25 protein-coding genes are annotated in these 24,160 nt (G+C 64.2%); 2 read left to right on the top strand and 23 right to left on the bottom strand.

Annotation, left to right across the window (positions count from 1 at the left end; translation table 11 throughout):
- Positions 1–16: 16 nt before the first annotated feature.
- Complete coding sequence (locus tag BM222_RS41035) at positions 17–355, bottom strand: helix-turn-helix transcriptional regulator (protein ID WP_177243201.1); 339 nt, start codon at positions 353–355, stop codon at positions 17–19.
- A 385-nt stretch (positions 356–740) separates the two neighbouring features.
- Between BM222_RS41035 and BM222_RS13865 the strand changes: the two genes are divergently transcribed.
- Positions 741–1,028: a hypothetical protein gene (locus BM222_RS13865; RefSeq protein WP_092228798.1), complete on the top strand. Its 288-nt coding sequence runs from the start codon at positions 741–743 to the stop codon at positions 1,026–1,028.
- A 197-nt stretch (positions 1,029–1,225) separates the two neighbouring features.
- Positions 1,226–1,567 carry a hypothetical protein gene (locus tag BM222_RS13860; protein WP_092228797.1) on the top strand — a complete coding sequence of 114 codons (342 nt, stop codon included), beginning with the start codon at positions 1,226–1,228 and terminating at the stop codon, positions 1,565–1,567.
- 64 nt (positions 1,568–1,631) lie between these two features.
- Here the strand turns inward: BM222_RS13860 and BM222_RS13855 are convergent, their stop codons facing one another.
- From BM222_RS13855 to nuoE, 22 genes are all read right to left on the bottom strand, one after another.
- The gene (locus tag BM222_RS13855; protein ID WP_092228796.1) at positions 1,632–2,684 is read right to left on the bottom strand and encodes an ABC transporter ATP-binding protein; all 1,053 of its coding nucleotides are present in this window, start codon (positions 2,682–2,684) and stop codon (positions 1,632–1,634) included.
- The gene (locus BM222_RS13850; RefSeq protein WP_092228795.1) at positions 2,677–3,657 is read right to left on the bottom strand and encodes an ABC transporter ATP-binding protein; all 981 of its coding nucleotides are present in this window, start codon (positions 3,655–3,657) and stop codon (positions 2,677–2,679) included. The genes BM222_RS13855 and BM222_RS13850 overlap by 8 nt, the downstream gene beginning before the upstream one ends.
- Complete coding sequence (locus BM222_RS13845; RefSeq protein WP_092228794.1) at positions 3,654–4,475, bottom strand: ABC transporter permease; 822 nt, start codon at positions 4,473–4,475, stop codon at positions 3,654–3,656. Before BM222_RS13845 ends, BM222_RS13850 begins: the two co-directional genes overlap by 4 nt.
- Positions 4,472–5,395 (bottom strand): ABC transporter permease, encoded by a 924-nt coding sequence (locus BM222_RS13840; protein ID WP_092228793.1) that lies wholly within the window; start codon positions 5,393–5,395, stop codon positions 4,472–4,474. Before BM222_RS13840 ends, BM222_RS13845 begins: the two co-directional genes overlap by 4 nt.
- 57 nt (positions 5,396–5,452) lie before the next feature.
- Positions 5,453–7,042 (bottom strand): ABC transporter substrate-binding protein, encoded by a 1,590-nt coding sequence (locus BM222_RS13835; RefSeq protein WP_092228792.1) that lies wholly within the window; start codon positions 7,040–7,042, stop codon positions 5,453–5,455.
- Between the two features lie 127 nt (positions 7,043–7,169).
- The gene (mtnK, locus tag BM222_RS13830; protein WP_092228791.1) at positions 7,170–8,459 is read right to left on the bottom strand and encodes an S-methyl-5-thioribose kinase; all 1,290 of its coding nucleotides are present in this window, start codon (positions 8,457–8,459) and stop codon (positions 7,170–7,172) included.
- Positions 8,460–8,492: 33 nt separating this feature from the next.
- A complete protein-coding gene (locus BM222_RS13825) occupies positions 8,493–8,840 on the bottom strand; it encodes a hypothetical protein (RefSeq protein ID WP_092228790.1) in 348 nt (115 codons plus the stop codon).
- 139 nt (positions 8,841–8,979) lie between these two features.
- Entirely contained in the window at positions 8,980–9,255 is a 276-nt protein-coding gene (locus BM222_RS13820; RefSeq protein ID WP_092228789.1) for a DUF1467 family protein, read from the bottom strand.
- Positions 9,256–9,264: 9 nt separating this feature from the next.
- Positions 9,265–9,669: a methylmalonyl-CoA epimerase gene (gene mce / locus BM222_RS13815; RefSeq protein ID WP_092228788.1), complete on the bottom strand. Its 405-nt coding sequence runs from the start codon at positions 9,667–9,669 to the stop codon at positions 9,265–9,267.
- Positions 9,670–9,682: 13 nt separating this feature from the next.
- Positions 9,683–11,353 (bottom strand): ribonuclease J, encoded by a 1,671-nt coding sequence (locus BM222_RS13810; RefSeq protein ID WP_092228787.1) that lies wholly within the window; start codon positions 11,351–11,353, stop codon positions 9,683–9,685.
- Positions 11,353–12,159, bottom strand: a complete 807-nt coding sequence (locus BM222_RS13805; RefSeq protein WP_092228786.1) for a biotin--[acetyl-CoA-carboxylase] ligase — start codon at positions 12,157–12,159, stop codon at positions 11,353–11,355. The genes BM222_RS13810 and BM222_RS13805 overlap by 1 nt, the downstream gene beginning before the upstream one ends.
- Before the next feature lies 1 nt (position 12,160).
- Entirely contained in the window at positions 12,161–13,597 is a 1,437-nt protein-coding gene (nuoN, locus tag BM222_RS13800) for an NADH-quinone oxidoreductase subunit NuoN (protein WP_092228785.1), read from the bottom strand.
- A gap of 22 nt (positions 13,598–13,619) precedes the next feature.
- Positions 13,620–15,128, bottom strand: coding sequence for an NADH-quinone oxidoreductase subunit M (locus BM222_RS13795; protein WP_092228784.1), 1,509 nt, complete (start codon positions 15,126–15,128; stop codon positions 13,620–13,622).
- Positions 15,129–17,249 (bottom strand): NADH-quinone oxidoreductase subunit L, encoded by a 2,121-nt coding sequence (gene nuoL, locus BM222_RS13790; protein WP_092228783.1) that lies wholly within the window; start codon positions 17,247–17,249, stop codon positions 15,129–15,131.
- Positions 17,250–17,257: 8 nt separating this feature from the next.
- On the bottom strand, positions 17,258–17,566 hold the full coding sequence (nuoK, locus tag BM222_RS13785) for an NADH-quinone oxidoreductase subunit NuoK (protein WP_008136131.1): 309 nt from the start codon (positions 17,564–17,566) through the stop codon (positions 17,258–17,260).
- Positions 17,563–18,201 carry an NADH-quinone oxidoreductase subunit J gene (locus BM222_RS13780; protein ID WP_092228782.1) on the bottom strand — a complete coding sequence of 213 codons (639 nt, stop codon included), beginning with the start codon at positions 18,199–18,201 and terminating at the stop codon, positions 17,563–17,565. Before BM222_RS13780 ends, nuoK begins: the two co-directional genes overlap by 4 nt.
- A gap of 137 nt (positions 18,202–18,338) precedes the next feature.
- Positions 18,339–18,827: an NADH-quinone oxidoreductase subunit NuoI gene (gene nuoI, locus BM222_RS13775; protein WP_026232873.1), complete on the bottom strand. Its 489-nt coding sequence runs from the start codon at positions 18,825–18,827 to the stop codon at positions 18,339–18,341.
- 14 nt (positions 18,828–18,841) lie between these two features.
- Entirely contained in the window at positions 18,842–19,909 is a 1,068-nt protein-coding gene (nuoH, locus tag BM222_RS13770; protein WP_092228781.1) for an NADH-quinone oxidoreductase subunit NuoH, read from the bottom strand.
- 5 nt (positions 19,910–19,914) lie between these two features.
- A complete protein-coding gene (gene nuoG, locus BM222_RS13765) occupies positions 19,915–21,990 on the bottom strand; it encodes an NADH-quinone oxidoreductase subunit NuoG (protein WP_092228780.1) in 2,076 nt (691 codons plus the stop codon).
- 5 nt (positions 21,991–21,995) lie between these two features.
- A complete protein-coding gene (gene nuoF / locus BM222_RS13760) occupies positions 21,996–23,321 on the bottom strand; it encodes an NADH-quinone oxidoreductase subunit NuoF (protein WP_092228779.1) in 1,326 nt (441 codons plus the stop codon).
- A gap of 15 nt (positions 23,322–23,336) precedes the next feature.
- Complete coding sequence (locus BM222_RS13755) at positions 23,337–23,540, bottom strand: hypothetical protein (RefSeq protein ID WP_092228778.1); 204 nt, start codon at positions 23,538–23,540, stop codon at positions 23,337–23,339.
- Entirely contained in the window at positions 23,540–24,151 is a 612-nt protein-coding gene (nuoE, locus tag BM222_RS13750) for an NADH-quinone oxidoreductase subunit NuoE (protein WP_092228777.1), read from the bottom strand. Before nuoE ends, BM222_RS13755 begins: the two co-directional genes overlap by 1 nt.
- Positions 24,152–24,160 lie beyond the last annotated feature (9 nt).

Below are 24,160 nucleotides of genomic sequence, written 5' to 3'. Positions count from 1 at the left end.
TTCGGCGGTCCTACGATCAACCCGGTCCGCGGACACCACGGGGCGTGTCGCCAAAGCGAGAGCGGAACAGGCGGTTGAAGTGCGAAATATCGGTAAAGCCGGCCTCCAAGGCGATATCCGAAATCGTACGCTTGTTGTCGCATGGTCCCGTCAACAGCGTAAGAGCCCGTTGCAGGCGCAACTCGGTGACGCGGGCTGTGAAGGATGGTCCAGTCGTCACGAGTAGCCGCTGCAGATAGCGCGGTGAGATTCCCACCTCCCGTGCGACCGCCGCGACGCTGAGTTTGGGATCCCAGAAGCGTGCGGCAACATGATCGAGCGCGGCGTTGAGATGGGCGGCTGCGACCGCGCTCAAGCTGCTCTCGCCAATGGCTCTATCCGAGGCAACAGCGAGCGCAACGAGGTCGATGACGTGTCGGCAGATCGTCTCGCCTGCTTCACCACAGGGGCGAATCTTACTGTTCTCAAGCGTCTGGATGTAACCTCGGAGCAGCTGCAATGCTTCCGATTGCCGCGGCAGGTATCGCATCAGCCCGCCGTGCGGCATGGTTGGTACTACATTCGGAAATTGTGGGCAATTTGCGAACCGAGCCTTCGCTCCGCTGTTCGTCATCGGCCAAGAACCATGCAGGCCATGCTGCTACCGTAAGCTCCTCGGATGGCAGAGAACCCCACAAACAAGAACAGGCGTGAGGACACGGAAGCCGCATTTGAAACCTCTGGACGAGGAGAGGATCATCATGAAGAACTTATTGCCGATCATCGCCGCCGCAGGCCTCATAGTGTACGGAAACGCTGCCCTTGCTGGAGAATTGCCAACCTATGAAGTCACGGGCTTTCCAATCACCAGGCTCCAGGTTGCGGTGTTGGGGAGCTCCGGTGTTGAGGAGCAATCGCCTGGCGCGACGTTGACGTTTGCCGGCATGCCGGCGTCGCCCCATCAGGTGACCGTTTTGACTCCGCGCCTAAAGGTGGCTCAAGGGGCTGCACCCACGGACTCAAGCACCGTTGGCTTCTCAGCGAAATAGACGCGCGACATGCGGAGTAACCCTTTCGCTCATCTGGTATCAGCCTCACGCGCTGATACGATTTTGCAATAGCTTAACTTTGGGACCCGCCTCCGTTCCACCCGAGGCTGAGATGCGGGTCGTATCGCCTTGTCGGACCGCCCGTCCATTTGCGAGAGATCGATGGGGTAAATGAAAAATCATTTGGTCGCATTCTGATGACCAGCACGTTGGCGAGCTGCACCGCGCTCGCCGTGGGGCTTGCCGAAGCCCGCGACGACGGCCGATATGCGAACTCGCCGCTGAAATCGTGGTTCGATAGCCTGCACAGCAAGCGCGGCGAGCAATGCTGTGCCGACGTGGACGGCATTGCAATCTCTGACGTGGATTGGGACACCGCGGGCGGCCACTATCGCGTTCGCATCAGCGGCGAGTGGGTCGATGTACCCGACGAGGCTGTCATCACCGGGCCGAACCGCGCCGGGCGCACCATGGTGTGGCCGTTTTACCTTGACGGCCATCCAGTCGTACGCTGCTTCCTGCCCGGAAGCATGGCCTGAAACTCGCGGTGTCTGTTTCGGCCAAGCTGCCGAGGCCGCAGCGAACCGTTGCTTGCCGCTTGGTCTAGGGACGAGCGCCTTGGATCGAGGTCAAAGCCAGCTGCCTCGTCACCTCCTCACTCCGCCAGCACCTCACCGCATGCCCATCAGGCCGCGTCTCCAGCACCGGCCCCGGCTCGTGACGGCACACGTCCTGCGCGTAGCGGCAGCGCGGGCTGAAGGCGCAACCGTTCGGCGGATTGAGCGGGTTGGGCAGATCGCCGCCCGTGGTCGCGAGCGGCGCATGACGCAGCGGATCGGGGATCGCAGCAATCAGCGCTTGCGTATAGGGGTGCGCGGGCCGCTCGAAAATCTCGCGCCAGTCGCCGCTCTCGACGATGCGGCCGAGATACATCACGGCGACGCGGTCACTCATGTGCTCGACGACGCCGAGGTCGTGGCTGATCATGATGTAGGAGAGACCGAGCGTGTCCTTCAATTCCAGCAGCAGATTGATGATCTGGGCGCGGATCGACACGTCGAGCGCCGACACGGGCTCGTCGCAAATGACGATCTTGGGATTGAGGATCAACGCGCGGGCGATGCCGATGCGCTGGCGCTGGCCGCCGGAGAATTCATGGGGATAGCGGTCGGCCTGCTCGGGCCGAAGGCCGACATGCTTCAGCATGGTCGCGACGCGGTCCTCGATCTCGCTTCGAGCGGTCACGCCATGCACGCGCAGCGGATCTTCCAGCGTGCGGCGCACGGTCTGGCGCGGATTGAGCGAGGCATAGGGATCCTGGAACACGATCTGGACAGCGCGAGCCAGCGACTTGCGATCGCCTGCAGGCCTTGATGTCACCACCTGCCCGTCCAGCACGATGCGGCCGCGCGTCGGCGCCAGCAGCCCGAGGATCGACAAGGCCACCGTCGATTTGCCGGAACCGGACTCGCCGACGAGGCCGAGGCACTCGCCGCGTTTCAGCGTGAGATCGACACCATCCACGGCACGGAGCAGCCGCCGCTTGCGGCCCAGGAGGCCGCCTCCAACAGGATAATGAACCGCGAGATCCTCGACACTGAGAAGGAGATGGTCGTCCAGCCTCGCTCCACCCAAACCGTTTTGTGGCTCATGCATGGTGATGACACCTCACCAAGCCGCCAGCCTCCAGAAAATCCGCCGTCGGCGCAACGGTCCTGCAAATGTCCGTTGCATGGGCGCAGCGCGGGTTGAACCTGCAACCATCAGGAAAACTGGTGATCGCGGGGACCACGCCCGCGATCTCCTTGAGCCTGCTGCGGCCGAGGGCTGCGCGGCTGCCCAGCCGCGGCAGCGAGTCGACCAGACCTTGCGTATAGGGATGTGAGGGGGTGCGAAAAATGTCGCCCGAGCCGCGCTCCTCGACGATGCGGCCGGCATACATCACGGCGACGCGGCGGCAGACATTGGCGACCAGGCCGAGATCGTGGCTGATCATCAGGATCGCGGTGCCGCGCTCGGCGCAGAGATTGCGCATCAGCTCGATGATCTCGGCTTGCACGGTGACGTCGAGCGCCGTCGTCGGTTCGTCGGCGATCAGGAGATCCGGGCCGCAGGCCAGCGCGATGGCGATCATCACGCGCTGACGCATGCCGCCGGAGAGCTGGTGCGGATAGTCGTTCACGCGCCGCTCCGGCGCGGGAACGCGGACGCTCGTGAGTGCCTCGACCGCGAGCTGGTTGGCCTCGCGCCAGCTCTTGCCCTTGTGCAGCACGAACATTTCCGCGATCTGCCGCCCGACCGGCGAGACCGGATTGAGCGCCGTCATCGGCTCCTGGAAGATCATGGCGATGCGGTTGCCGCGCAGATCGCGCTGGGCGGCTGCGGACAGATGCTGGATCTCGCGTCCGTCAAAGCGGATGACGCCGCCGCCGATCGACAGCGGCTGTCGCAACAAGCCAATCAACGCAAGCGCGGTGATGCTCTTGCCGCAGCCGGATTCGCCGACCAGGCCGAACGTCTCGCCGCGCTCGATGCGGAAGGAAATGCCCTCGGCCGCCGCAACGCGCGCCGATCCGTCGTCGAGCTCGATGCGGAGGTCCTCGACCTCGATGAGCGGCGTGCTCGTCATGTCCGCCGGCTCCGCGATTGCGGATCGAGAATGTCGCGCAGGCCGTCTCCGAGCAGGTTGAGGCCGAGCACCGTCAGGAAGATGGCAAGGCCCGGAAATACCGAGAGCCATGGCGCCGTGGTGATCTGGTCGCGCGCATCCGACAGCATGCTGCCCCAGCTCGGAAACGGCGGACGGACGCCGAGGCCGAGGAACGACAAGGCGGCCTCGGAAAGGACCGCGCTGCCCATGCCGAGCGTGCCGATGACGACGATCGGGCCGAGCATGTTCGGCAAGAGCTGCGTGATCATGATGCGCAGATCACCATAGCCGAGCACGGTGGCGGCCTGCACGTAGCCCTGGTTCCGCAGCGACAGCGCCGAGGCACGCGCAATGCGGCAGGTGAAGGACCAGTTGGTGAGCCCTAGCGCGATCAGGAGGCTGGTCAGGCCCGGTCCCAGCACCGCCATGATGGCGAGCGCGAAGATCAGCGAGGGGATCGCGAGCATGACGTTGGTCAGGGCGTTGACGACGTCGTCCCACCACCCGCCCCAATAGCCGGCGCTCAGCCCCAAGGCGACGCCGATGACGCTGTTGATGAGCTGCGAGACGATGCCGACCGTGAGCGAGACGCGCGCGCCGTAGACGACGCGCGAGTAGATGTCGCGTCCCTGGTCGTCGGTGCCGAACCACCAGGTCCAGCCCGGCGGCTCCTCGGCGTTCATGAGATTGGCGTCGAGGACGGGATCGGTGTGCGCCAGCCATGGCGCGAGCACAGCGACCAGGATCGCGAGCGCGAACAGGAGGCCACCGATGATGAGATTGGCCCGGAGCTTCATCCGTATCTGATCCTGGGATCGATCACGCCGTAGAGCAGATCGATCAGCAGATTGATCGCGAGAAAGGCCAGGACCACCACGAGAATGGAGCCCTGGACCGCCGGAATGTCGCGCTGCAGCACGCTGTCCACAAGCAGCGAGCCGATGCCCGGCCAGGAGAACAGTTTCTCAACCACGACGGCCTGCCCCATCAGCCCGCCGAACTGGAGGCCGACGGTGGTGAGAATGATAACGAGCGCGTTGCGCATCACGTGCCACTTCACCACGCGGGTCTCGTTCATGCCCTTGGAGCGCGCGGTGCGGACGAAATCGGCGGTCATGATCTCGAGCACGGCTGCGCGCGTCGTCCTGGCAAACAGCGCCATTGGCGAAACGCCGAGCGTCACGGCCGGCAGCAGCAGGTAGTTGAGGCCGCCATCACCGTAACCGAAACTCGGCAGCCAGCCGAGCTTCAACGCGAACGCATACATCAGCACCAGCCCGAGCCAGAATTTCGCAATGGACAGCCCCGAAACCGCGACGACCATCGCAAGCGTGTCGACGATTCCGCCGGGCCGTAATGCGGCAATGAAGCCGAGTGGCACACCGAGCAGCACCGAAAACGCCATCGCCGTGACGATCAGCTCCAGCGTCGGCCACGCCCGTTTGGCGATCATGCTCGTCACGGGCTCCCGGGTCCGGAACGACGTCCCGAAGTCACCCACCGCGAGTTTGGCGATGTAATTGCCGAAGCGCGTGTAAACAGGATCGTTCAGGCCGAGCTGCTGCTTCAGGCGCAGCTCGACCTGGGGATCGACGTCGTCGCTCATGCTGGATGCGATGCTGCCGGGCACCACGCTGAACAGCACGAAGACCAGCAGCACGACGGCGAGCACGGTCGGAATGGTTTGCAGGAGACGACGGACCAGGAAGGAGAGCATCGGCACTTTCTTCTCTCCCCATCACTCACGGCGATGGACGAAGCACGAGAACGCGTATCACTTCGCCGGCGAGGTCTCGTCGACCCAGAGGTCCTCGACGTTCTGATGGGTCATCTCCGTCGCATTGAGCTGAACACCGTGGAGCCAGGGCTGTACGGCCATGACAGCCTTGTTGTAATTGAAGAACCAGACCGGCGCCTCCTCATAGAGCAGCGCGTTGGCCTGCTTCAGAAGCTCGGTTCGCCTGGCGTCGTCGTCGGCCTGCCCTGCGTCATCCATGATCTTGTCGAACTCGGCGTTCTTGAAGTTCGTGTAGTTGCAAGCCGAGGGCGGCGTCGACGAGTGGAAGCATTTCAGCGCAGCCTGGGGGTCCGGGCCGGTCTGCTGGGAATAGATGAAGGCCTGGTAGTCACCGGTGCGAACCACCTCGGCCAGCACCGCGACCTCGACCTGCTTGACCTTGGCCTTGATGCCGACCTTGTCCAGCATCGGGATGACGGCTGAGACGATCGGCAGGCCCCAGCTTTCATTCTGGCTCGTGGTCCATTCGAACTCGAAGCCGGAGGGATAACCGGCCTCGGCGAGCAGCTGCTTCGCCTTGGCGGGATCATACGGATACGGCTTCATCGTCTTGTCGTAGGCGGACGAGGTCAGCGGCAGCCAGCTCGTGGCGCGATAGGCCTTGCCCTTGACCAGCTTGTTGATGATCAAATCAGCGTCGATCGCATAATTGATCGCCTGCCGGACGCGCTTGTCGGCGAATGGCTTGAACGCAGGATTCATCCCCATGTAACGCGTGAAGACCTCGGCGACTTCGGCGATGGTGCCCTTGAGGTTGGGGTCGGCCTGATAGGCGACATATTGCGCCGGCCCGAGCACGGAGGTGTCGATCTCCTTGTTGCGGAATGCGACGTCGCGCGCCGCTGCCTCGCCCATGACCGACACGATGACCTTGTCGGCATAGGGCTTGCCAGGCTTGTAGAACCTGTCCCAGCGCTCCATGACGATGCGCGAGCCCGGCACGTGCTCGACGAACTTGAACGGCCCGAGCCCGACCGGATGCTGGATGAAGCTGTCCTTGACGGCCTCGTCGGCTGGATAGATCGAGGTCAGCGCGGTGAAGAAGTAGAAGCCTGGATCGACCTTCTCGGTCAGCTTCATCTCGACGGTGAAATCGTCGATCTTCTTCAGGCCCGAGATCTCCTTGGCCTGGCCCTTCTCGACTGCGGCGGCGCCCTCGATGATGCGGACGTAGCGTGCGCCGGGATAGGCCTTGGTGCCGTCCATGATGCGATTATAGGACCAGATGATGTCGTCGGCCGTCATCTTGCGGCCATTGTGGAAATAGGCGTCGTCGCGCAGCTTGAAGGTGTGAACGAAACCCCCGCCCGAAACGACGTGCTCCTTGGCGAGTTCCAGCACCGGCTTTCCCAGCTCGGAATCCCAGATGTAAAGCGAGCGATGCAGGGCCTTGGCGTAGATCTCGTCCTGGGAACGCGGCGTGGTGTGAATGTCCAGGCTGGTGAAACTCGAGCCGTAAGGCGCGGTCATGCGGATGGTTCCGCCCTTGCGCGGCGTCTGGGCCTCCGCCGATCCGCCAAGCGCCAGCGCCATCCCGGCGACGATCGCAATCATCCTGAACATCATGTGGTCCCCCAACAATGCAGGTATTCTGATCAGGGATTTGATCATTCACAGCCTATTGAATGCAAGCTTCGTTTTGCGGGTGAGGGTTCCGAAACCCGGGCGTCATCGACCCTGCCCGCTGCGTCCCTCAGCCTGACAGCTCCGGCTGCCAGTCCCGCAGTTTCCGCGCGGCGCCAGTGACGTCGGCGATGGTCCGGAACGCCGCCGCCTCGACCATCATCGCGCGCGCGAGCCTGACGGCACGCGCCTCGCTCACCGCGCGCTTCTGCGGGTCTTCGATCAGCTCGAAATCGATGTTGTGGGCGAGACCGAAGATGCGCCGGATGGTTTTTGCGGCGGCGAAGCCGACCGTGTCGTTGAAGAGGCGCTGCATGTAGGCTTGCCGCTCGGCCTCGAGGCGCATGGCGCCCTTCTCGCCTGCAAAGAGTGAGACCGGATAGGCATCGCCCGTCGCGTTGGCGCGCCAGAGATCGAGAAATTTTCGCGAAAACTCGTTCCAGACTTTCTCGACTGTCTCCAGCACCCAGCTTTCGAATGCCTGCCGCTCGCCGGGCGTACGCTCATGGCCGGCGGAGGCGAAATAGGCCATCAGCAGATTGGCCAGCACCGCGCCGACGTCGAAACCCATCGGGCCGTAGAAGGCGAATTCGGGGTCGATCACCCGCGTCTCCGACACCGTCACCATGATCGAGCCGGTGTGAAGATCGCCGTGCAGCAACGCCTCCGGGCTCGCCATGAATTTCAACTTCAGCCTGCTAATCGCGACATGCAGCTCCATGTCCTCACGCAAGGCCGCCGCGAGCGCGTCGAGATAGGGCGCCGTCCAGCGGTTCTGCTCGGCGATCCGGTAGGGATCGGTGAAGATCAGATCCTCGGTGATCTTGCACAAGGCGTGATTGCCGGCGAAGGCCGCTATGGCTTCCTTCTTCTCGGCAGCTGGGAGTGCGAGGTCGGAGGTGAAGAACAGCGTCCGCGCCATGAAGGTGGTGATGTCGTCGACGAAGCGCGGATAGCACGTCCCGGCGACCAGCCCCTTGCGCATGATGATGTGAGGCTCGAGCAGCTCCATCACGGTGAGCGCCAGCCTTTCGCTGTGATGCAGCAAGGCCGGCACGAGGCCGGGCGCGAGCTGGGCCTGCCGGGACAGCGACAGATATTCGTAATGGGCCCGCGACAACGGCAGCGGCCAGCTCTCGCCGACGAGGCGGACATAGGGCAGCGCCTGCTTCACGGCGATGCCGCCTTGCGCGCCCTTCACGATGAAGACGAGGTTGAGATTGCCGTCGCCGACCTCCGTGATGCCCCAGGAGGCCGGCGTGCCGCCGAGCAGCGCCGCGATGTCAGGCAGGCCTGCGAGGTAGTCCCGCAAGGCGGCCTCCTGAAGAATCCGATAATCCCCCGCCTGGCTTCCGGTCATGACGATACCATCCCATATGTTTGGGCCGGATCGTTACTCCCGCTCCAGGAAGCTCGAGCCGATCTGGGCCTTTCTTTTGATGGGATCGTAGTCACAATAGACGTTGTCCGCCACCAGCGTGTAGCTGGCGCTGACGGTGTATTTATCAAGCTTGACCGAGTTCAGGCCGATCACCGACGTGCTCTTGCCGCCGTTCCATTTGAACGGCGTCGAGCTCCTGGCCTGCTCGCAGGCCATCACCGCGTCGTTGAAGACGGAGCCCTCGACGAACGCTTTCAGCGTTCGCACCTGCACAGCCATCTTCCACTGGACATAGCCGATGCCGCCAAGGCCGGCGATCACAAGCACCAGAAGCGCGACGACGATCCGTTGAAAAGTCATTTATCCCCCAATATACGAACTATCTCCGCCGTCTGCGAGCGCAGCGCAGCAATCCAGAGTCTTGCCGCGGAGGGATTCTGGATTGCTTCGCTGCGCTCGCAATGACGAGCTTGGTCGACATCCCTCGTTCCTTACTCTCCTAGAACGGCATTCCCATCAATTTCGTCAGCCGCTCGAGCGAGAGATAGCCGGCGTGATAGGCGCTGACTCCAACGCCATAGATGATCGCCGAGATGATCGTGGTCCAGATCAGCTTGACCTTCATGCCTGTCAGAACAGGGGCGCCGGGATCCGTGCCCGGGGCGCCGCCGCCGTCCTCGTGCTGGCTGCGGACGCCGAACGGCAGCGTCAGGAACAGCGCGAGCCACCAGATGACAAAGTAGATCGCGAGCGCGGTTGAGATCTGCGCAGCCATGGTCCGGTCCTAAGCCTGCTCGATTTCGACCAGCGCGCCGGAAAAGTCCTTCGGATGCAGGAACAGGACCGGCTTGCCGTGCGCGCCGATCTTCGGCACGCCGTCGCCGAGCACCCGCGCGCCCTCCTTCACCAGCGTGTCGCGCGAAGCGATGATGTCGACGACCTCGTAGCAGATGTGATGGATGCCGCCGTCGGCATTGCGCTCGAGAAATTTTGCGATCGGCGAGGCCTCGCCGAGCGGCTCGATGAACTCGATCTTGGTGTTGGGGAGCGTCGCGAACACGGTGGTGACGCCATGCTCGGGCAGCGGAACGGCCTCCGAAATCTGCGCCCCGAACGCCGCGCCGTAGATCCTGGCGGACTTGACGGCATTCCTTGTCGCGATCGCGACGTGGTTGAGGCGACCCAGCATGTTTCTCTCCCCGTTACACCGTCAGGACGTGGACCAGACAGGGGGGCTTTTTGCCCCAATGTTCGTTGATGACGGCCCGGACGGCGCGTCGCACCGATTCAGCCAGCGCATCCGGATCCCTGCGGCGCGCCTTCGGCAGGCCTTCGATGGTGGACATCACGGCATCGAAGACGATGTCGTCAAACGGCTCGCCCGCCCGGTTCTTCTCGGGAATGCCGACCAGATCGACCTCGGGCTCGTCGGCCAGCTCGCCCTGCGCGGTCATGGCGACGGCGACAAAGGCACAGCCGGAGAATGCCATGCGGCGGCGCTCGACCACGGCGCGGGATTTGGCGTCCTCGAGGATGTTGCCGTCCTTGTAGAGCCGGCCCGACGGCACCTCGCCGACCACGCCGGGATCGCCGGGGCCGAGCTTGACGAGGTCGCCGTTGCGAATGACGAGGACTCGCGGCACGCCGGCGGCGCGCGCGAGCTTGGCGTGCTCGTTCAGGTGCAGCGCCTCGCCATGGACGGGGATCAGCAGCTGCGGCTTCACCCAGGAGATCATGTCGCGCAGCTCGTCGCGGCGCGGATGGCCGGAGACGTGGACGAGATGGTCGCGGTCGGTGAGGACCTCGACGCCCTGCAGCACGAGATTGTTGATGATCGAGCCGACCGCCTTCTCGTTGCCCGGGATGGTGCGCGAGGAGAAGATCACGCTGTCGCCGCGGTTGAGCGTGATCTCGGGATGGTCGTCATTGGCGATGCGGGCCAGTGCCGCGCGGGGCTCGCCCTGGCTGCCGGTGCACAGCGCCAGCACCTTGTCCTGCGGCAGATGGCCGTAGACCTCGGGCGAGCGGAAGTTCTGCACGCCGTCGAGATAGCCGGTCTCGCGCGCGACCTGCACCACGCGCTCCATGGCGCGGCCGACCACCACGACCTCGCGGTCGGCCGCCTTTGCGGCGTCGGCGACGGCCTTGATGCGCGCGACGTTGGAGGCGAAGGTCGTGACCGCGACGCGGCCCTTTGCGGCCTTCACAAGATCGATGATAGTGCGGGCGACCTCGGCCTCCGAAGGCGAGCGGCCGTCGCGCACCGCGTTGGTGGAATCGCCGATCAAGGCGAGCACGCCCTCCTCGCCGAGCTCGCGCAGCCGCTTCTCGTCGGTCGGGCGGCCGAGCGTCGGCGTCGGATCGATCTTCCAGTCGCCGGTGTGCAGCACCACCCCGGCATCGGTGTGAATCGCCAGTGCGTGCGCTTCCGGAATCGAATGCGCGACCGGGATGAACTCGACATTGAACGGGCCGACATCGATGCGGCCCCCAGAGGGGACCACGGTGACGGGGATGTTGGGCGCATTGCGCTCGGCGGCGCATTTGGCTTCGAACAGCGCTGCGCTGAATGGCGTCGCGTAGATCGGGCATTTCAACCGTGGCCAGAGGTCGATGATGGCGCCGAAATGATCCTCATGGGCGTGGGTCAACACCAGCCCCATCAGGTTCTTGCGCTCTTTCTCCAGGAAGCTGATGTCGGGCATGATCAGGTCAATGCCGGGCAGATGCTCCTCGTCGCCGAAGGAGACGCCGAGATCGACCGCCAACCACGCACGCTGCTGGCGGTTGCCGAGGCCATAGACCGACAAATTCATGCCGATCTCGCCGACACCGCCGAGCGGCGCAAATACCAGTTCGTCGGGCCTCGCCATCACGCAGCTCCTACCGAACGGACCGGGCCGAAGAACACCTCGCCCGCGGTCACAGGCACAAGCCGGCCCTCCGCGGTGCGGACGATCAGGCAGCCGGTGTCGTCGATCGTGTCAAAAATGCCTTCCAGCACCATCGTTCCCGTGTGGATCGCGACCGGTTCACCAAGGCCGGCGGCACGCTCCAGCCAGAGTTTGCGGATCTCGGCAAAGCCCCGGCCGTTATCCCAGATGCCGCGGAATTCCACCCAGGCGTCCGACAGCGCCGAGAACAACTCCTCCGCGCTGATCTGGACACCGAGGGTTGCCAGCGATACCGCCGGCGTGGGCGTGCCCTCGGGCGCGGCCACGATGTTGGTGCCGATGCCGACGACGATGGCCAGGCGATCGCCGATGGCTTCGGCTTCCAGGCCGATCCCGACCAGCTTCCTGCCGTTGGCCAGGACGTCATTCGGCCATTTCAGGGCGTAGCGCGGCCTGTCAGGGCCGAGCCGTAGCGCAGCCTCGAGGCTGACTTTCTCCAGCGCCGCCTCTTCGGCCAGCCCCGCGGCGAAACCGATCGTGGCGGCCACTGCAGGTGCGACGTCGAGGACTTCGAGAACGCTGGCCGCCAGATTGCCCTTCGGCGCGATCCAGGGGCGCTGGCGGCGGCCGCGGCCGGCCGTCTGCTCTGATGTGACGAACCAGATCGGGCCGGGCTCGCCGGCCCGGGCTCTTTCGATCGCGTCGGCGTTCGTCGAGCCGGTCCGCTCCATCGCGGCGAGCTTGTAGCCCGCCGCGACTGCGCGAGGACCGAGCGCGAACCCCATCCTAGAACAGCGACTTGGCGGCGGCGGAGGCGACGCTCACCACCGGCCCCGCAAACAATGCGAACAGGATGTTGAACAGGCCCGCGACCGCCAGCACCGTCTTGACCTCGACCCTGACGGGATCGACCTGGCCGGCTGGCTCGTCGAAATACATCGTCTTGACGATGGTGAGGTAGTAGTAGGCGCCCACGACGCTGGACAGCACGCCGATCACCGCGAGCGTGAACAAGTTCGCCTTGATGGCGGCGACGAACACGTACCATTTGGCGAAGAAGCCGGCGAGCGGCGGAATGCCGGCGAGCGAGAACAGCAGCATCGCGAACATGAAGGCCAGCAGCGGATTGGTGCGCGACAGACCTGCGAAGTCGCTGATCTGTTCGACGGCCTGGCCGTTGCGCTTCATCGCGAGGATGATCGAGAACGAGCCGAGCGTCATCGCGACATAGATCACGATGTACATCAGCACGCCCTGCGCGCCCTCGACCGTGCCGGAGGCAAGGCCGACCAGGGCAAAGCCCATATGGCCGATCGAGGAGTACGCCATCAGGCGCTTGATGTTGCTCTGGCCGATCGCGGCGAACGAGCCCAGCGCCATCGAGGCAATCGCCACGAACACCAGGATCTGCTGCCACTGCGAGACGATGCCCGGGAATGCCGTCAGCGTGACGCGCGTGAACACGGCGAGCGCGGCGACCTTCGGGGCGGACGCGAAGAAGGCGGTCACCGGCGTCGGCGCGCCCTCATAGACGTCGGGTGTCCACATATGGAACGGCACGGCCGAGACCTTGAAGCAGAGGCCGGCGAGCAGGAACACCAGGCCGAACACCAGCCCGACATTCGCGGCGGTCGCGGCCGCCGCGATCCCGGCGAAGCTGACGGTGCCGGTGAAGCCGTAAACCAACGAGGCGCCGTAGAGCAGCATGCCCGACGAGAGCGCGCCCAGCACGAAATACTTCAGGCCGGCTTCAGTCGACTTGGCGTTGTCGCGGTTCGAGGCCGCCACGACGTAGAGCGCGAGCGACATCAATTCGAGGCCGAGATAGAGCGAGATCAAATCGCCGGCCGAGATCAGCACCATCATGCCGAGCGTCGAGAGCAGCACCAGGATCGCGTATTCGAAGATGCGCCGCGACGGATCGGCCAGGAATTCGGTCGACAGGATCAGCGTCACCGCCGAACCGATCAGCGCCAGGATCTTCATGAAGCGGGCAAAATCATCGACGATGAAGCTGCCGCCGAACGTGACCTGCTTGCCCGGCGGCAGCATGTATTCGAGCACGCCGACCATGATGAGCAGCAGCACCGCGAGCGCGGTGACCCCGCTGGTGGTCCCCTGCCCGCGATAAGCGCCGAGCATCAGAAGCGCCATGGCGCCGATCGCGAGCACGAGCTCGGGCAGCACCGGCGCCAGTTGATAACCTGCAGTCGTAAAGCTCATGGCGATGTCCTGACCTGCCCGATCACTGGAGCAGTGCGGCGGCCTTCACGGCCGTCACAGCGGTGTTGTAGTTGTTGACGAGTTGCTGGACCGAAGCGGCCGACATGTCGAGCACCGGCTTCGGATAGACGCCGAACAGGATCGTCAGCGCGATCAGCGGAAACAGCGTCACGCACTCACGCAGCGTGAGATCCTTCATGCTCATCAGCGTCGGCTTGACCAGCGCACCGAACACGACCTTGCGGTAGAGCCAGAGCGCGTAGCCAGCCGAGAGGATGACGCCAAAGGTGGCGAAGAACGCGGTCGGGATCGAGACCTTGAAGGTGCCGAGCAACGTCATGAACTCGCCGACGAAGCCTGACGTGCCGGGCAGACCGACATTGGCCATGGTGAAGACCATGAAGGTCAGCGCGTAGAGCGGCATCCGGTTGACGAGGCCGCCATAGGCCGCGATCTCGCGGGTGTGCAGGCGGTCGTAGACGACGCCGACGCAGAGGAACAGCGCGCCCGAGACGATGCCGTGCGAGATCATCTGGAACACGCCGCCGGCGACGCCCTGCATGGTGCCGGCGAAGATGCCCATGGTGACGAATCCCATGTGGGCAACCGACGAGTATGCGATCAGCTTCTTCATGTCCTCCTGCATCAGCGCCACCAGCGAGGTGTAGATGATGGCAATCGCGGACATGGTGAAGATCAGCGGCGCGAAGTCGTGCGAGGCCAGCGGGAACATCGGCAACGAGAAGCGCAGGAAGCCGTAGCCGCCCATCTTCAAGAGGATTGCGGCGAGGACCACGGAGCCTGCCGTCGGCGCCTCGACGTGCGCGTCGGGGAGCCAGGTGTGCACCGGCCACATCGGCATCTTCACCGCGAACGAGGCGAAGAAGGCCAGCCAAGCCCAGGTCTGCAACGACCGCGGCACGGCGGTGTGCATCAGGGTCGGGATGTCGGTGGTGCCGCCGTTCCAGTACAGCGCCATGATGGCGAGCAGCATCAGGACCGAGCCGAGCAGCGTGTAGAGGAAGAACTTGAACGACGCGTAGACCCGGCGCGGACCGCCCCAGACACCGATGATCAGGAACATCGGGATCAGGCCGCCCTCGAAGAACAAGTAGAACAGCACGAGATCGAGCGCCGAGAAGGTGCCGATCATCAGCGTTTCCAGGATCAGGAACGCCATCATGTATTCGCGGACGCGGTTCGAAATCGCCTTCCAGCTCGCGATGATGCAGAACGGCATGATCGCGGTGGTCAGGATCACCAGCGGCAGCGAGATGCCGTCGACGCCCATGTGGTAAGTGATGCCGGTGGCGAGCCAGCTTGCCTTCTCGACGAACTGGAAGTCGGCATTCGAAGGGTCGAAGCGCATGACCAGGAGCACCGACACCGCGAAGGTGATCAGCGTGGTCCATAGCGCGATCCAGCGCGAATTGCGCTTGGCCGCCTCGTCATCACCGCGGCTCAGGTAAACGATCAGCGCGCCGACCAGCGGCAGGAAGGTCGTGACCGAAAGGATGGGCCAGGTTGTCATTTACTGGCCTCCAAAGCCGAACATGAACCAGGTGATCAGGCCGGCGGCGCCGATCAGCATGGCGAATGCGTAGTGATAGAGATAACCGGTCTGGATCTTGACGACATTGCGGGTGACATCCAGCACGCGGGCCGAAATGCCGTCGGGGCCGAAGCCGTCGATGATGAAGCCGTCGCCCTTCTTCCAGAGCTGGTAGCCGATCCACTTCGCCGGACGGACGAAGATGTAATCGTAGAGCTCGTCGAAGTACCATTTGTTGAGCAGGAACTTGTAGAGCATCGGCTGCGTGTTCGCGAGCTCGACCGGAAGGTACGGTTTGCGGATGTAGAAGGTGTAGGAGACCAGGAAGCCGCCGACCATCATCACGAAGGGCAGCCAGCCCAGCAGATGCGGCATGTTCTCCATATCCTCGAGGATATGCGGGTTCATCTTCACGGACTCGCGGAAGAATTCCTCCACGCCGTGAGGACTGACGAAGATCTCCCTGAACGGGAAGCCGGCAAGGACCGATCCGACGGCCAGCACGCCGATCGGGATCAGCATCCAGATCGGGCTCTCATGCGCGGCCTCGTAGTGCTCCTGGTCGTGGGGCTCGCCGAAGAAGGTCTTGAACACCAGACGCCAGGAGTAGAACGAGGTCAGGCCGGCCGCTGCGACCGTCAGCAGATAGGCATAGGTCGAGAACGGATTGTGCGAGGCGTAGGCCGCCTCGATGATCGCGTCCTTGGAGAAATAGCCGGCGAACAGCGGGAAGCCGGTCAGCGCCAAGGTGCCCACGGTCATCACCGCGAACGTGTACGGGATCTTCTTCCAGAGACCACCCATGTTGCGGATGTCCTGCTCGTGGTGCATCGCGTAGATCACCGAGCCGGAACCAAGGAACAGCAGCGCCTTGAAGAAGGCGTGCGTGAACAGATGGAACATGCCGACCGAATAGGCCCCTGCTCCCATCGCCACGAACATGTAGCCGAGCTGCGAACAAGTCGAATACGCCACGATGCGCTTGATGTCGTTCTGGACCAGACCGATGGTCGCCGCGAAGAACGCGGTGGTCGCACCGAAGAACATCACGACGGCCTGGGCATTCGGTGCGAGCTCGAACAGCGGCGACAGGCGCGCCACCATGAACACGCCGGCGGTCACCATGGTCGCGGCATGGATCAGCGCCGACACCGGCGTCGGGCCTTCCATCGCGTCCGGCAACCAGGTGTGCAGCAGGAACTGCGCCGACTTGCCCATCGCGCCCATGAACAGCAGGAGGCAGGTCAGGGTCAGCGCATCGGCATGCCAGCCGAGGAAGTCGATGGTCTTGCCGGTCAGGCCGGGCGCGGCATGGAAGATCGTCTCGAAATCGGTCGAGTTCGTCAGCATGAAGATCGAGAAGATGCCGAGCGCGAAACCGAAATCGCCGACGCGGTTGACCACGAAGGCCTTGATGGCGGCGGCGTTCGCCGACGGCTTCTGGTACCAGAAGCCGATCAAGAGATAGCTCGCCAGACCCACGCCTTCCCAGCCGAAGAACAGCTGCACGAGATTGTCGGCCGTCACCAGCATCAGCATGGCGAAGGTGAACAGGCTCAGATAGCCGAAGAAGCGCGGCCGGTTCGGATCCTCGTCCATGTAGCCGATGGAATAGAGGTGCACGAGCGAGGACACGGTCGTCACCACGACCAGCATCACGGCGGTCAGCGTGTCGACGCGCAGCGTCCACCAGACCTCGAGATCGCCGGAGAAAATCCAGGGCAGGAGCTGGATCCTGAGGTCATGGCCGTTGAAGCCGACATCGACCAGCGTCATCCAGGACAGCGCGGCCGAGACGAACAGCAGCGCCGTGGTGATCAGCTCGGCGCCACGCGAGCCGGCGGCCGGCGGCTCGACCGGGCCGTGGCCGTGGTCGTCATGCCCGTCGCCGGGCTCGTGGTGCGTCTCGTGGATGACGGACGCATCCTCGTCGATCTCGTCGGACGCATGGGCGTGGGCGCCAGGGGCGTGATCATGACCGTGATCGCCATGATGCTCGACCTCGTCGCCCGAGGGGTTGCGGCCATGTGCGCCGACGAGCGAAATCAGGCCGGCCAGAATGGCGCCCAGCAGCGGCAGGAAAACGATTGCCTGAACCATTTGAGAGCTCAGCCCTTCATCAGATTGACGTCCTCAACCGCGATCGAGCCACGGTTGCGGAAATAGACCACCAGGATGGCAAGACCGATCGCGGCTTCGGCGGCCGCCACGGTCAAGACAAGCAGCGCGAAGACCTGACCGACGATGTCGCCGAGGAAGGTCGAGAATGCCACCAGGTTGACGTTGACCGAGAGCAGGATCAGCTCGATCGACATCAGGATGACGATGATGTTCTTGCGGTTGAGGAAGATGCCGAGGATCCCGAGCGTGAACAGGATCGCGCCGACCGCCAGATAATGTCCGAGCCCGATCGTCATTTCACCCACTCCGCAGCGTCGGCATCCGAGAGCCCCTGCCCCGGCGCCACCTTGCGCATCGCCATCGCCATCTCGGGCGTGCGTGCGTTCTGAACGTTGATGTCCTGCCGCTTCACGCTGGCCTTGTGACGCAGCGTCAGAACGATGGCGCCGATCATGGCGACCAGGAGGACCATGCCCGAAAGCTGGAAGTAGTGGACGTACTTCGTATAGAGCACGAGACCGAGCGCCTCGGTGTTCGAGACGTTGGCCGGGATCGGCGCCGTGATGGTCTTGCTCACGGTGGGGTTGATCACCCAGGCACCGACGGTCAGGAGCAGCTCGAACAGGAAGATGCCGCCGATCACGACACCCACCGGCAGGTACTGGATGAAGCCTTCGCGCAGCTCGAGGAAGTCGACATCGAGCATCATGATGACGAACAGGAACAGCACCGCGACCGCGCCGACATAGACGACGATCAGGATCATCGCGAGGAATTCGGCGCCCATCAGCACGAACAGGCCGGAGGCGTTGACGAAGGCCAGGATCAGGAACAGCACGGAGTGCACGGGATTGCGCGAGACAATCACCATCACCGCCGAGGCGACGCAGACGCCGGCGAAGAGATAGAAGAACAGCGCGGGAAGGATCATCGAGAAACTCCCGTCATTCCGGGGCGCGGACGAAGTCCGTGAACCCGGAATCCAGAGGATGTGGCGCGAGGTTCCGGCTTCGCGCTTCGCGCGCCCCGGAATGACGAGAGGTTGGCGGGAAGGATCATGTTCTCATCTCACCGGTAAGGCGCGTCGAGCTCGATCGCCTTCGCGATCTCGCGTTCCCAGCGGTCGCCATTGGCGAGCAGCTTGGCCTTGTCATAGAACAGTTCCTCGCGGGTCTCGGTCGCGAACTCGAAGTTCGGACCTTCGACGATGGCGTCGACCGGACAGGCCTCCTGGCACAGGCCGCAATAGATGCACTTCACCATGTCGATGTCGTAGCGCACGGTGCGGCGGGTACCGTCGTTGCGGCGCGGGCCGGCTTCGATGGTGATGGCCTGCGCGGGGCAGACCGCTTCGCACAGCTTGCAGGCGATGCAGCGCTCTTCGCCGTTCGGATAGCGGCGCAGCGCATGCTCGCCGCGGAAGCGCGGCGAGATGGGGCCCTTCTCGAACGGATAGTTCAGCGTCGGCTTCGGCTGGAAGAAATAGCGCATGGCGAGGAAGAACGCCGAGACGAATTCCGACAGCAGAAGCGAGCGTGCAGTGGCGTTGATGTTGATACCCATGACGGCCCTCACTTCGGCGCGATGCCGGCGAATTGCAGCACGCCTGCCACCACGACCACCATCACCAGCGACAGCGGCAGGAACACCTTCCAGCCGAGGCGCATCAGTTGGTCGTAGCGGTAGCGCGGCACGATCGCCTTTGCCATCGCGAACAGGAAGAACATGAAGAAGACTTTGAGCGAGAACCAGATGATCCCCGGCACCCAGTTGAAGGGCGGCAGGTCCACCGGCGGCAGCCAGCCTCCGAGGAACAGGATGGTCGCCATCGCGCACATCGTGACGATCGCGACGTATTCGCCGAGCATGAACAGCAGATACGGCGTCGAGCCGTATTCGACCATGAAGCCGGCGACGAGCTCGGATTCCGCCTCGACGAGGTCGAAGGGCGGCCGGTTGGTTTCAGCGAGCGCCGAGACGTAGAACACCACGAACATCGGGAACAGCGGCCAGACGTACCAGTTCAGGATGGTCAGCTGCGGCAGCCCGATCAGGCCGGCGAGACCGCGCACATGCTGGGCCTCGACGACGGCCGAGAGGTTCAGCGTGCCGGCGCAGAGCAGCACCGTGATGATGACGAAGCCGATCGAGACTTCATAAGACACCATCTGCGCCGCCGAACGCAGCGCGGCCAGGAACGGGTACTTCGAGTTCGACGACCAGCCGGCCATGATGATGCCGTAGATCGACAGCGACGAGATCGCGAAGATGAAGAGGATGCCGACATTGATGTCGGAGATCACCCAGCCGAGATTGGTCGGGATCACCGCCCATGCCGCGAGCGCGAGCACGCAGGAGACCAAGGGAGCAAGCAGGAAGACGCCCTTGTTGGCGCCGGCCGGAATGATCGGCTCCTTCAGCACGAATTTGAGCAGATCGGCGAAGGACTGGAACAGGCCCCAGGGCCCGACCACGTTCGGGCCGCGGCGGATCTGCACCGCCGCCCAGATCTTGCGGTCGGCGAGCAGGATGTAGGCGATCGCGACCAGCAGGACGACGAGCACCAGCAGGCTCTCCAGAACCATCAGGATCAGCGGCCAGAGGAAGCCGGTCCAGACTGCGCTTTCGAAGAATTCCATCTAGCTTACTCCGCTGCGCTCAGCATCTGCCCGGAGGCAAGCCGCGAGCATTCCGCCATCACGGCCGACGCACGCGCGATTGGGTTGGTCAAATAGAAGTCCTCGATGACGGCCTTGAACGGCGCCTTCTCCGGCGAGCCGCCCTTCCCTGCCAGCGTCTTGATCTGGTCGGCCGTGCCTGCCTCGATCTGGTCGAGACGGATCAGATGCGGCACGGCCTTGAAGATCACCTGGCGCAGCGCGGCAAGCGAGTCGTAGCCGAGCTTCTTGCCGAGTGCTTCTGACAGCGCGCGAACGATCGCCCAGTCCTCGCGGGCCTCGCCCGGCGGGAACGCGGCGCGGCCGGTCATCTGCACGCGGCCCTCGGTGTTGACGTAGATCGCGGACTTCTCGGTGTAGGCGGCCGCCGGCAGGATCACGTCGGCACGATGCGCGCCGCGATCACCATGGGTGCCGATGTACACGACGAAGGTGCCATCAGGCGCCTTGATCTCGTCGGCGCCGAGCAGAAACAAGAGGTCGAGCGTGCCGAAGGTCGTCATCTGCGCGGCGTTCAGCCCGCCCTGACCTGCGGCGAAGCCGATGTCGAGCGCACCCACGCGCGAGGCGGTCTCGTGCAGCACGCCGAAGCCGTTCCAGCCGTCCTTCACCGCGCCGACATCGAGCGCGAGCTTGGCGGCGGCGGCCAGAATGGCGGCGCCATCGTGACGGGAGGCCGCGCCTGCGCCGACCAGGATGATCGGATTCTTGGCGTTCTTCAGCACGTCGATGAAGGAGTGCTTGCCGGACGCGAGCTCAGCGAGCGTGTCGGTGCCCGCGCCGAGATGGTCATAATCGTAGGTCAGATCGGCTTTGGCGCCGATCACGCCGACCTTGAAGCCGCCGGTGCGCCAGCGCTTGCGGATCCGGGCGTTGAACACCGCCGCCTCTTTCCGCGGATTGGCGCCGAGGATGAGCAGCGCATCGGCCTGCTCGACGCCTGCAAGCGTCGGATTGAAGATGTAGGAGCCGCGGCCGAGCGCGGGATCGAAGGCGTCGCCACCCTGCACCGCCAGATTGGCCGAGCCGAACTTGGCGAGCAGATCCTTCAACGCGAACATCTCTTCGACGCCGGCGAGATCGCCCGCGATCGCGCCGATGCGCTTGCCATCGGTGCGCGCCGCCTTGGCCGCGATCGCTGCGAAGGCTTCAGGCCAGCTCGCCGCGCGCAGCTTGCCGGCTTCCCGGATATAGGGCCGGTCCAGGCGCTGGGTGCGCAGGCCATCGACGATGTGGCGCGTCTTGTCGGAGATCCACTCCTCGTTCACGGCCTCGTTGATCCGCGGTAGCACGCGCATGACTTCACGGCCGCGGGTGTCGACGCGGATCGCAGAGCCAACGCCGTCCATCACGTCGATCGACTGGGTCTTGCCGAGCTCCCACGGCCGCGCCGCGAAAGCATAGGGTTTTGAGGTCAGCGCACCGACCGGGCAGATGTCGACGAGATTGCCCTGCAGCTCGGAGGTCAGCGCGTGCTCGAGATAGGTTGTGATCTCCATGTCCTCGCCGCGCCCCGTCGCGCCCATTTCAGGCGCGCCCGCGACTTCGGCCGAGAAGCGGACGCAGCGCGTGCACTGGATGCAGCGATTCATCGAGGTCTTGACCAGCGCGCCGAGGTACTTGTCCTCGACCGCGCGCTTGTTCTCGGCGAAGCGGCTGGTGTCGACACCATAGCCCATCGCCTGGTCCTGCAGGTCGCACTCGCCGCCCTGGTCGCAGATCGGGCAGTCCAGCGGATGGTTGATCAGAAGGAATTCCATCACGCCTTCGCGCGCCTTCTTCACCATCGGTGAACGCGTGGAGATTTCCGGCGGCTCACCCTTGGGGCCGGGACGGCAGTCGCGCACGCCCCAGGCGCAGCTCGCGACCGGCTTCGGGCCACCCTTCACCTCGACGAGGCACATCCGGCAATTGCCGGCGATCGACAGCCGTTCATGATAGCAGAAGCGCGGAATCTCGGCGCCGGCCGCCTCGCACGCCTGAAGCAGCGTGTACTCGGCGGGGACATCGATCTCTTTGCCGTCGATGATGAGCTTGGTCATTCTGTCTACTCCGCCGCGACCATGTTCACGGGATCGCGGACGCCGGCATCGTCGATGTCGGCCTTGTGCGAATATTCGTCGATGCGCGCTTCGATCTCATGACGGAAATGCGCGATCAGGCCCTGGATCGGCCAGGCAGCCGCGTCGCCGAGCGCGCAGATGGTGTGGCCTTCGACCTGCTTGGTCACCTCGAGCAGCATGTCGATTTCGCGCTTGTGGGCGCGGCCCTCGGCCATGCGGGTGAGCACGCGCCACATCCACCCCGTGCCCTCGCGGCAGGGCGTGCACTGGCCGCAGCTCTCGTGCTTGTAGAAATAGGAGATGCGGGCGATGGCGCGGATCAAATCGGTCGACTTGTCCATCACGATCACGGCCGCAGTGCCGAGGCCCGAGCGCAGCTTGCTCAAGCTATCGAAATCCATCGGCGTGTCGATGATCTGCTCGGCCGGCACCATGCGCACGGAGGAGCCGCCGGGGATCACGGCCTTCAGGTTGTCCCAGCCGCCGCGGATGCCGCCGCAATGCTTCTCGATCAGCTCACGGAACGGAATTCCCATGGCTTCCTCGACATTGCAGGGCCGCTCCACATGGCCGGAGACGCAGAACAGCTTGGTGCCGACATTGTTCGGACGCCCGATGCCGGCGAACCAGGCGGCGCCACGGCGCAGGATGTCGGGTGCAACGGCGATCGACTCGACGTTGTTGACGGTGGTCGGGCAGCCGAACAGGCCGACATTGGCCGGGAACGGCGGCTTCAGCCGCGGCTGGCCCTTCTTGCCTTCGAGACTTTCGAGCAACGCGGTCTCTTCACCGCAGATGTAAGCGCCGGCGCCGTGCGCGACGTAGATGTCGAACGGCCAGCCGTTGACGTTGTCCTTGCCGACCAGCTTGGCATCATAGGCCTGGTCGATCGCGGCCTGAAGGTGCTCGCGCTCGCGAATGAACTCGCCGCGGACATAGATGTAGCAGGTGTGCGCGTTCATCGCGCAGCTCGCGATCAGGCAGCCCTCGATCAGCAGATGCGGATCGTGCCGCATGATCTCGCGATCCTTGCAGGTGCCGGGCTCGGATTCGTCGGCGTTGACGACGAGATAGCTCGGCCTTCCGTCGGTCGATTCCTTCGGCATGAAGGACCACTTCAGACCGGTCGGGAAGCCGGCGCCGCCACGGCCGCGCAGGCCAGACGCCTTCATCTCGTTGATGATCCAGTCGCGGCCCTTGTCGATGATAGTCTTGGTACCATCCCAGGCGCCGCGGCGTCGCGCGCCCTCGAGCCCCCAATCATGGAGGCCGTAGAGGTTCTTGAAGATGCGATCCTTGTCCTCGAGCATATCAGCGCTTTCCGATCAACGGTTGGCTTGCTTGTAGGCAAGCCCGGCGGCGCAGACGGCAAAGGTCAGCGCCCAGAGCAGACTGGTTTCCTGCGTCGCGTTCATCACGAAGCGCTGCAGCAGGAACATGAAGGCGGCCGCAAGCGCGGCATGCATGGCGACGAAGCCCCATTTCTGCACGGCTTCGCTCCCCAGGTTCGCGTCAGACGGAAGACCCATCAGGAGGTCTCCTTCAGCGTGGTCGGCCCGCCCATCGGTGCGGAGAACTGGCGGCCGTTCTGCGGACCGGGCTTCGGCGGATTGCCCGAGGCGAAGCCGTCGAGCACCTTGCCGAAGGTCTCCTTGGTCAGGTCCTCATAGGTGTCCTTGCCGATCAGCACCATCGGCGCGTTCACGCAGGCGCCCAGGCACTCCACCTCTTCCCAGCTGAAATTGCCGTCCTTGGAGAGATGGAAAGGATCGTGATGGATCCGGCTCTCGCAGACGTGGATGAGGTCTTCGGCGCCGCGCAGCCGGCACGGCGTGGTCCCGCAGACCTGGACGTGGGCCTTCTTGCCGACGGGGGCGAGCTGGAACATCGTGTAGAAGGTCGCGACCTCGAGCACGCGGATATAGGGCATGTCGAGCAGATCGGCGACGGCGCGGATCGCGGCCTCCGACACCCAGCCCTCATGCTGCTCCTGGACGCGCCAGAGGATGGCGATGACGGCCGAGGCCTGGCGTCCGGCCGGGTATTTCGCGATCTGCTGCTTGGCGAAGGCGAGGTTTTCGTCCGTGAACGCAAAGCTCGCGGGCTGGACTTCCTTCGGTGCTAATCGGCGAACGGACATGTCTTATCT

Source organism: Bradyrhizobium sp. Gha, from assembly GCF_900113735.1.
Taxonomy (GTDB): Bacteria; Pseudomonadota; Alphaproteobacteria; order Rhizobiales; family Xanthobacteraceae; genus Bradyrhizobium.
The sequence above is the reverse complement of the archived record's forward strand: the minus strand, read 5'-3'. Positions and strand labels throughout refer to the sequence as shown.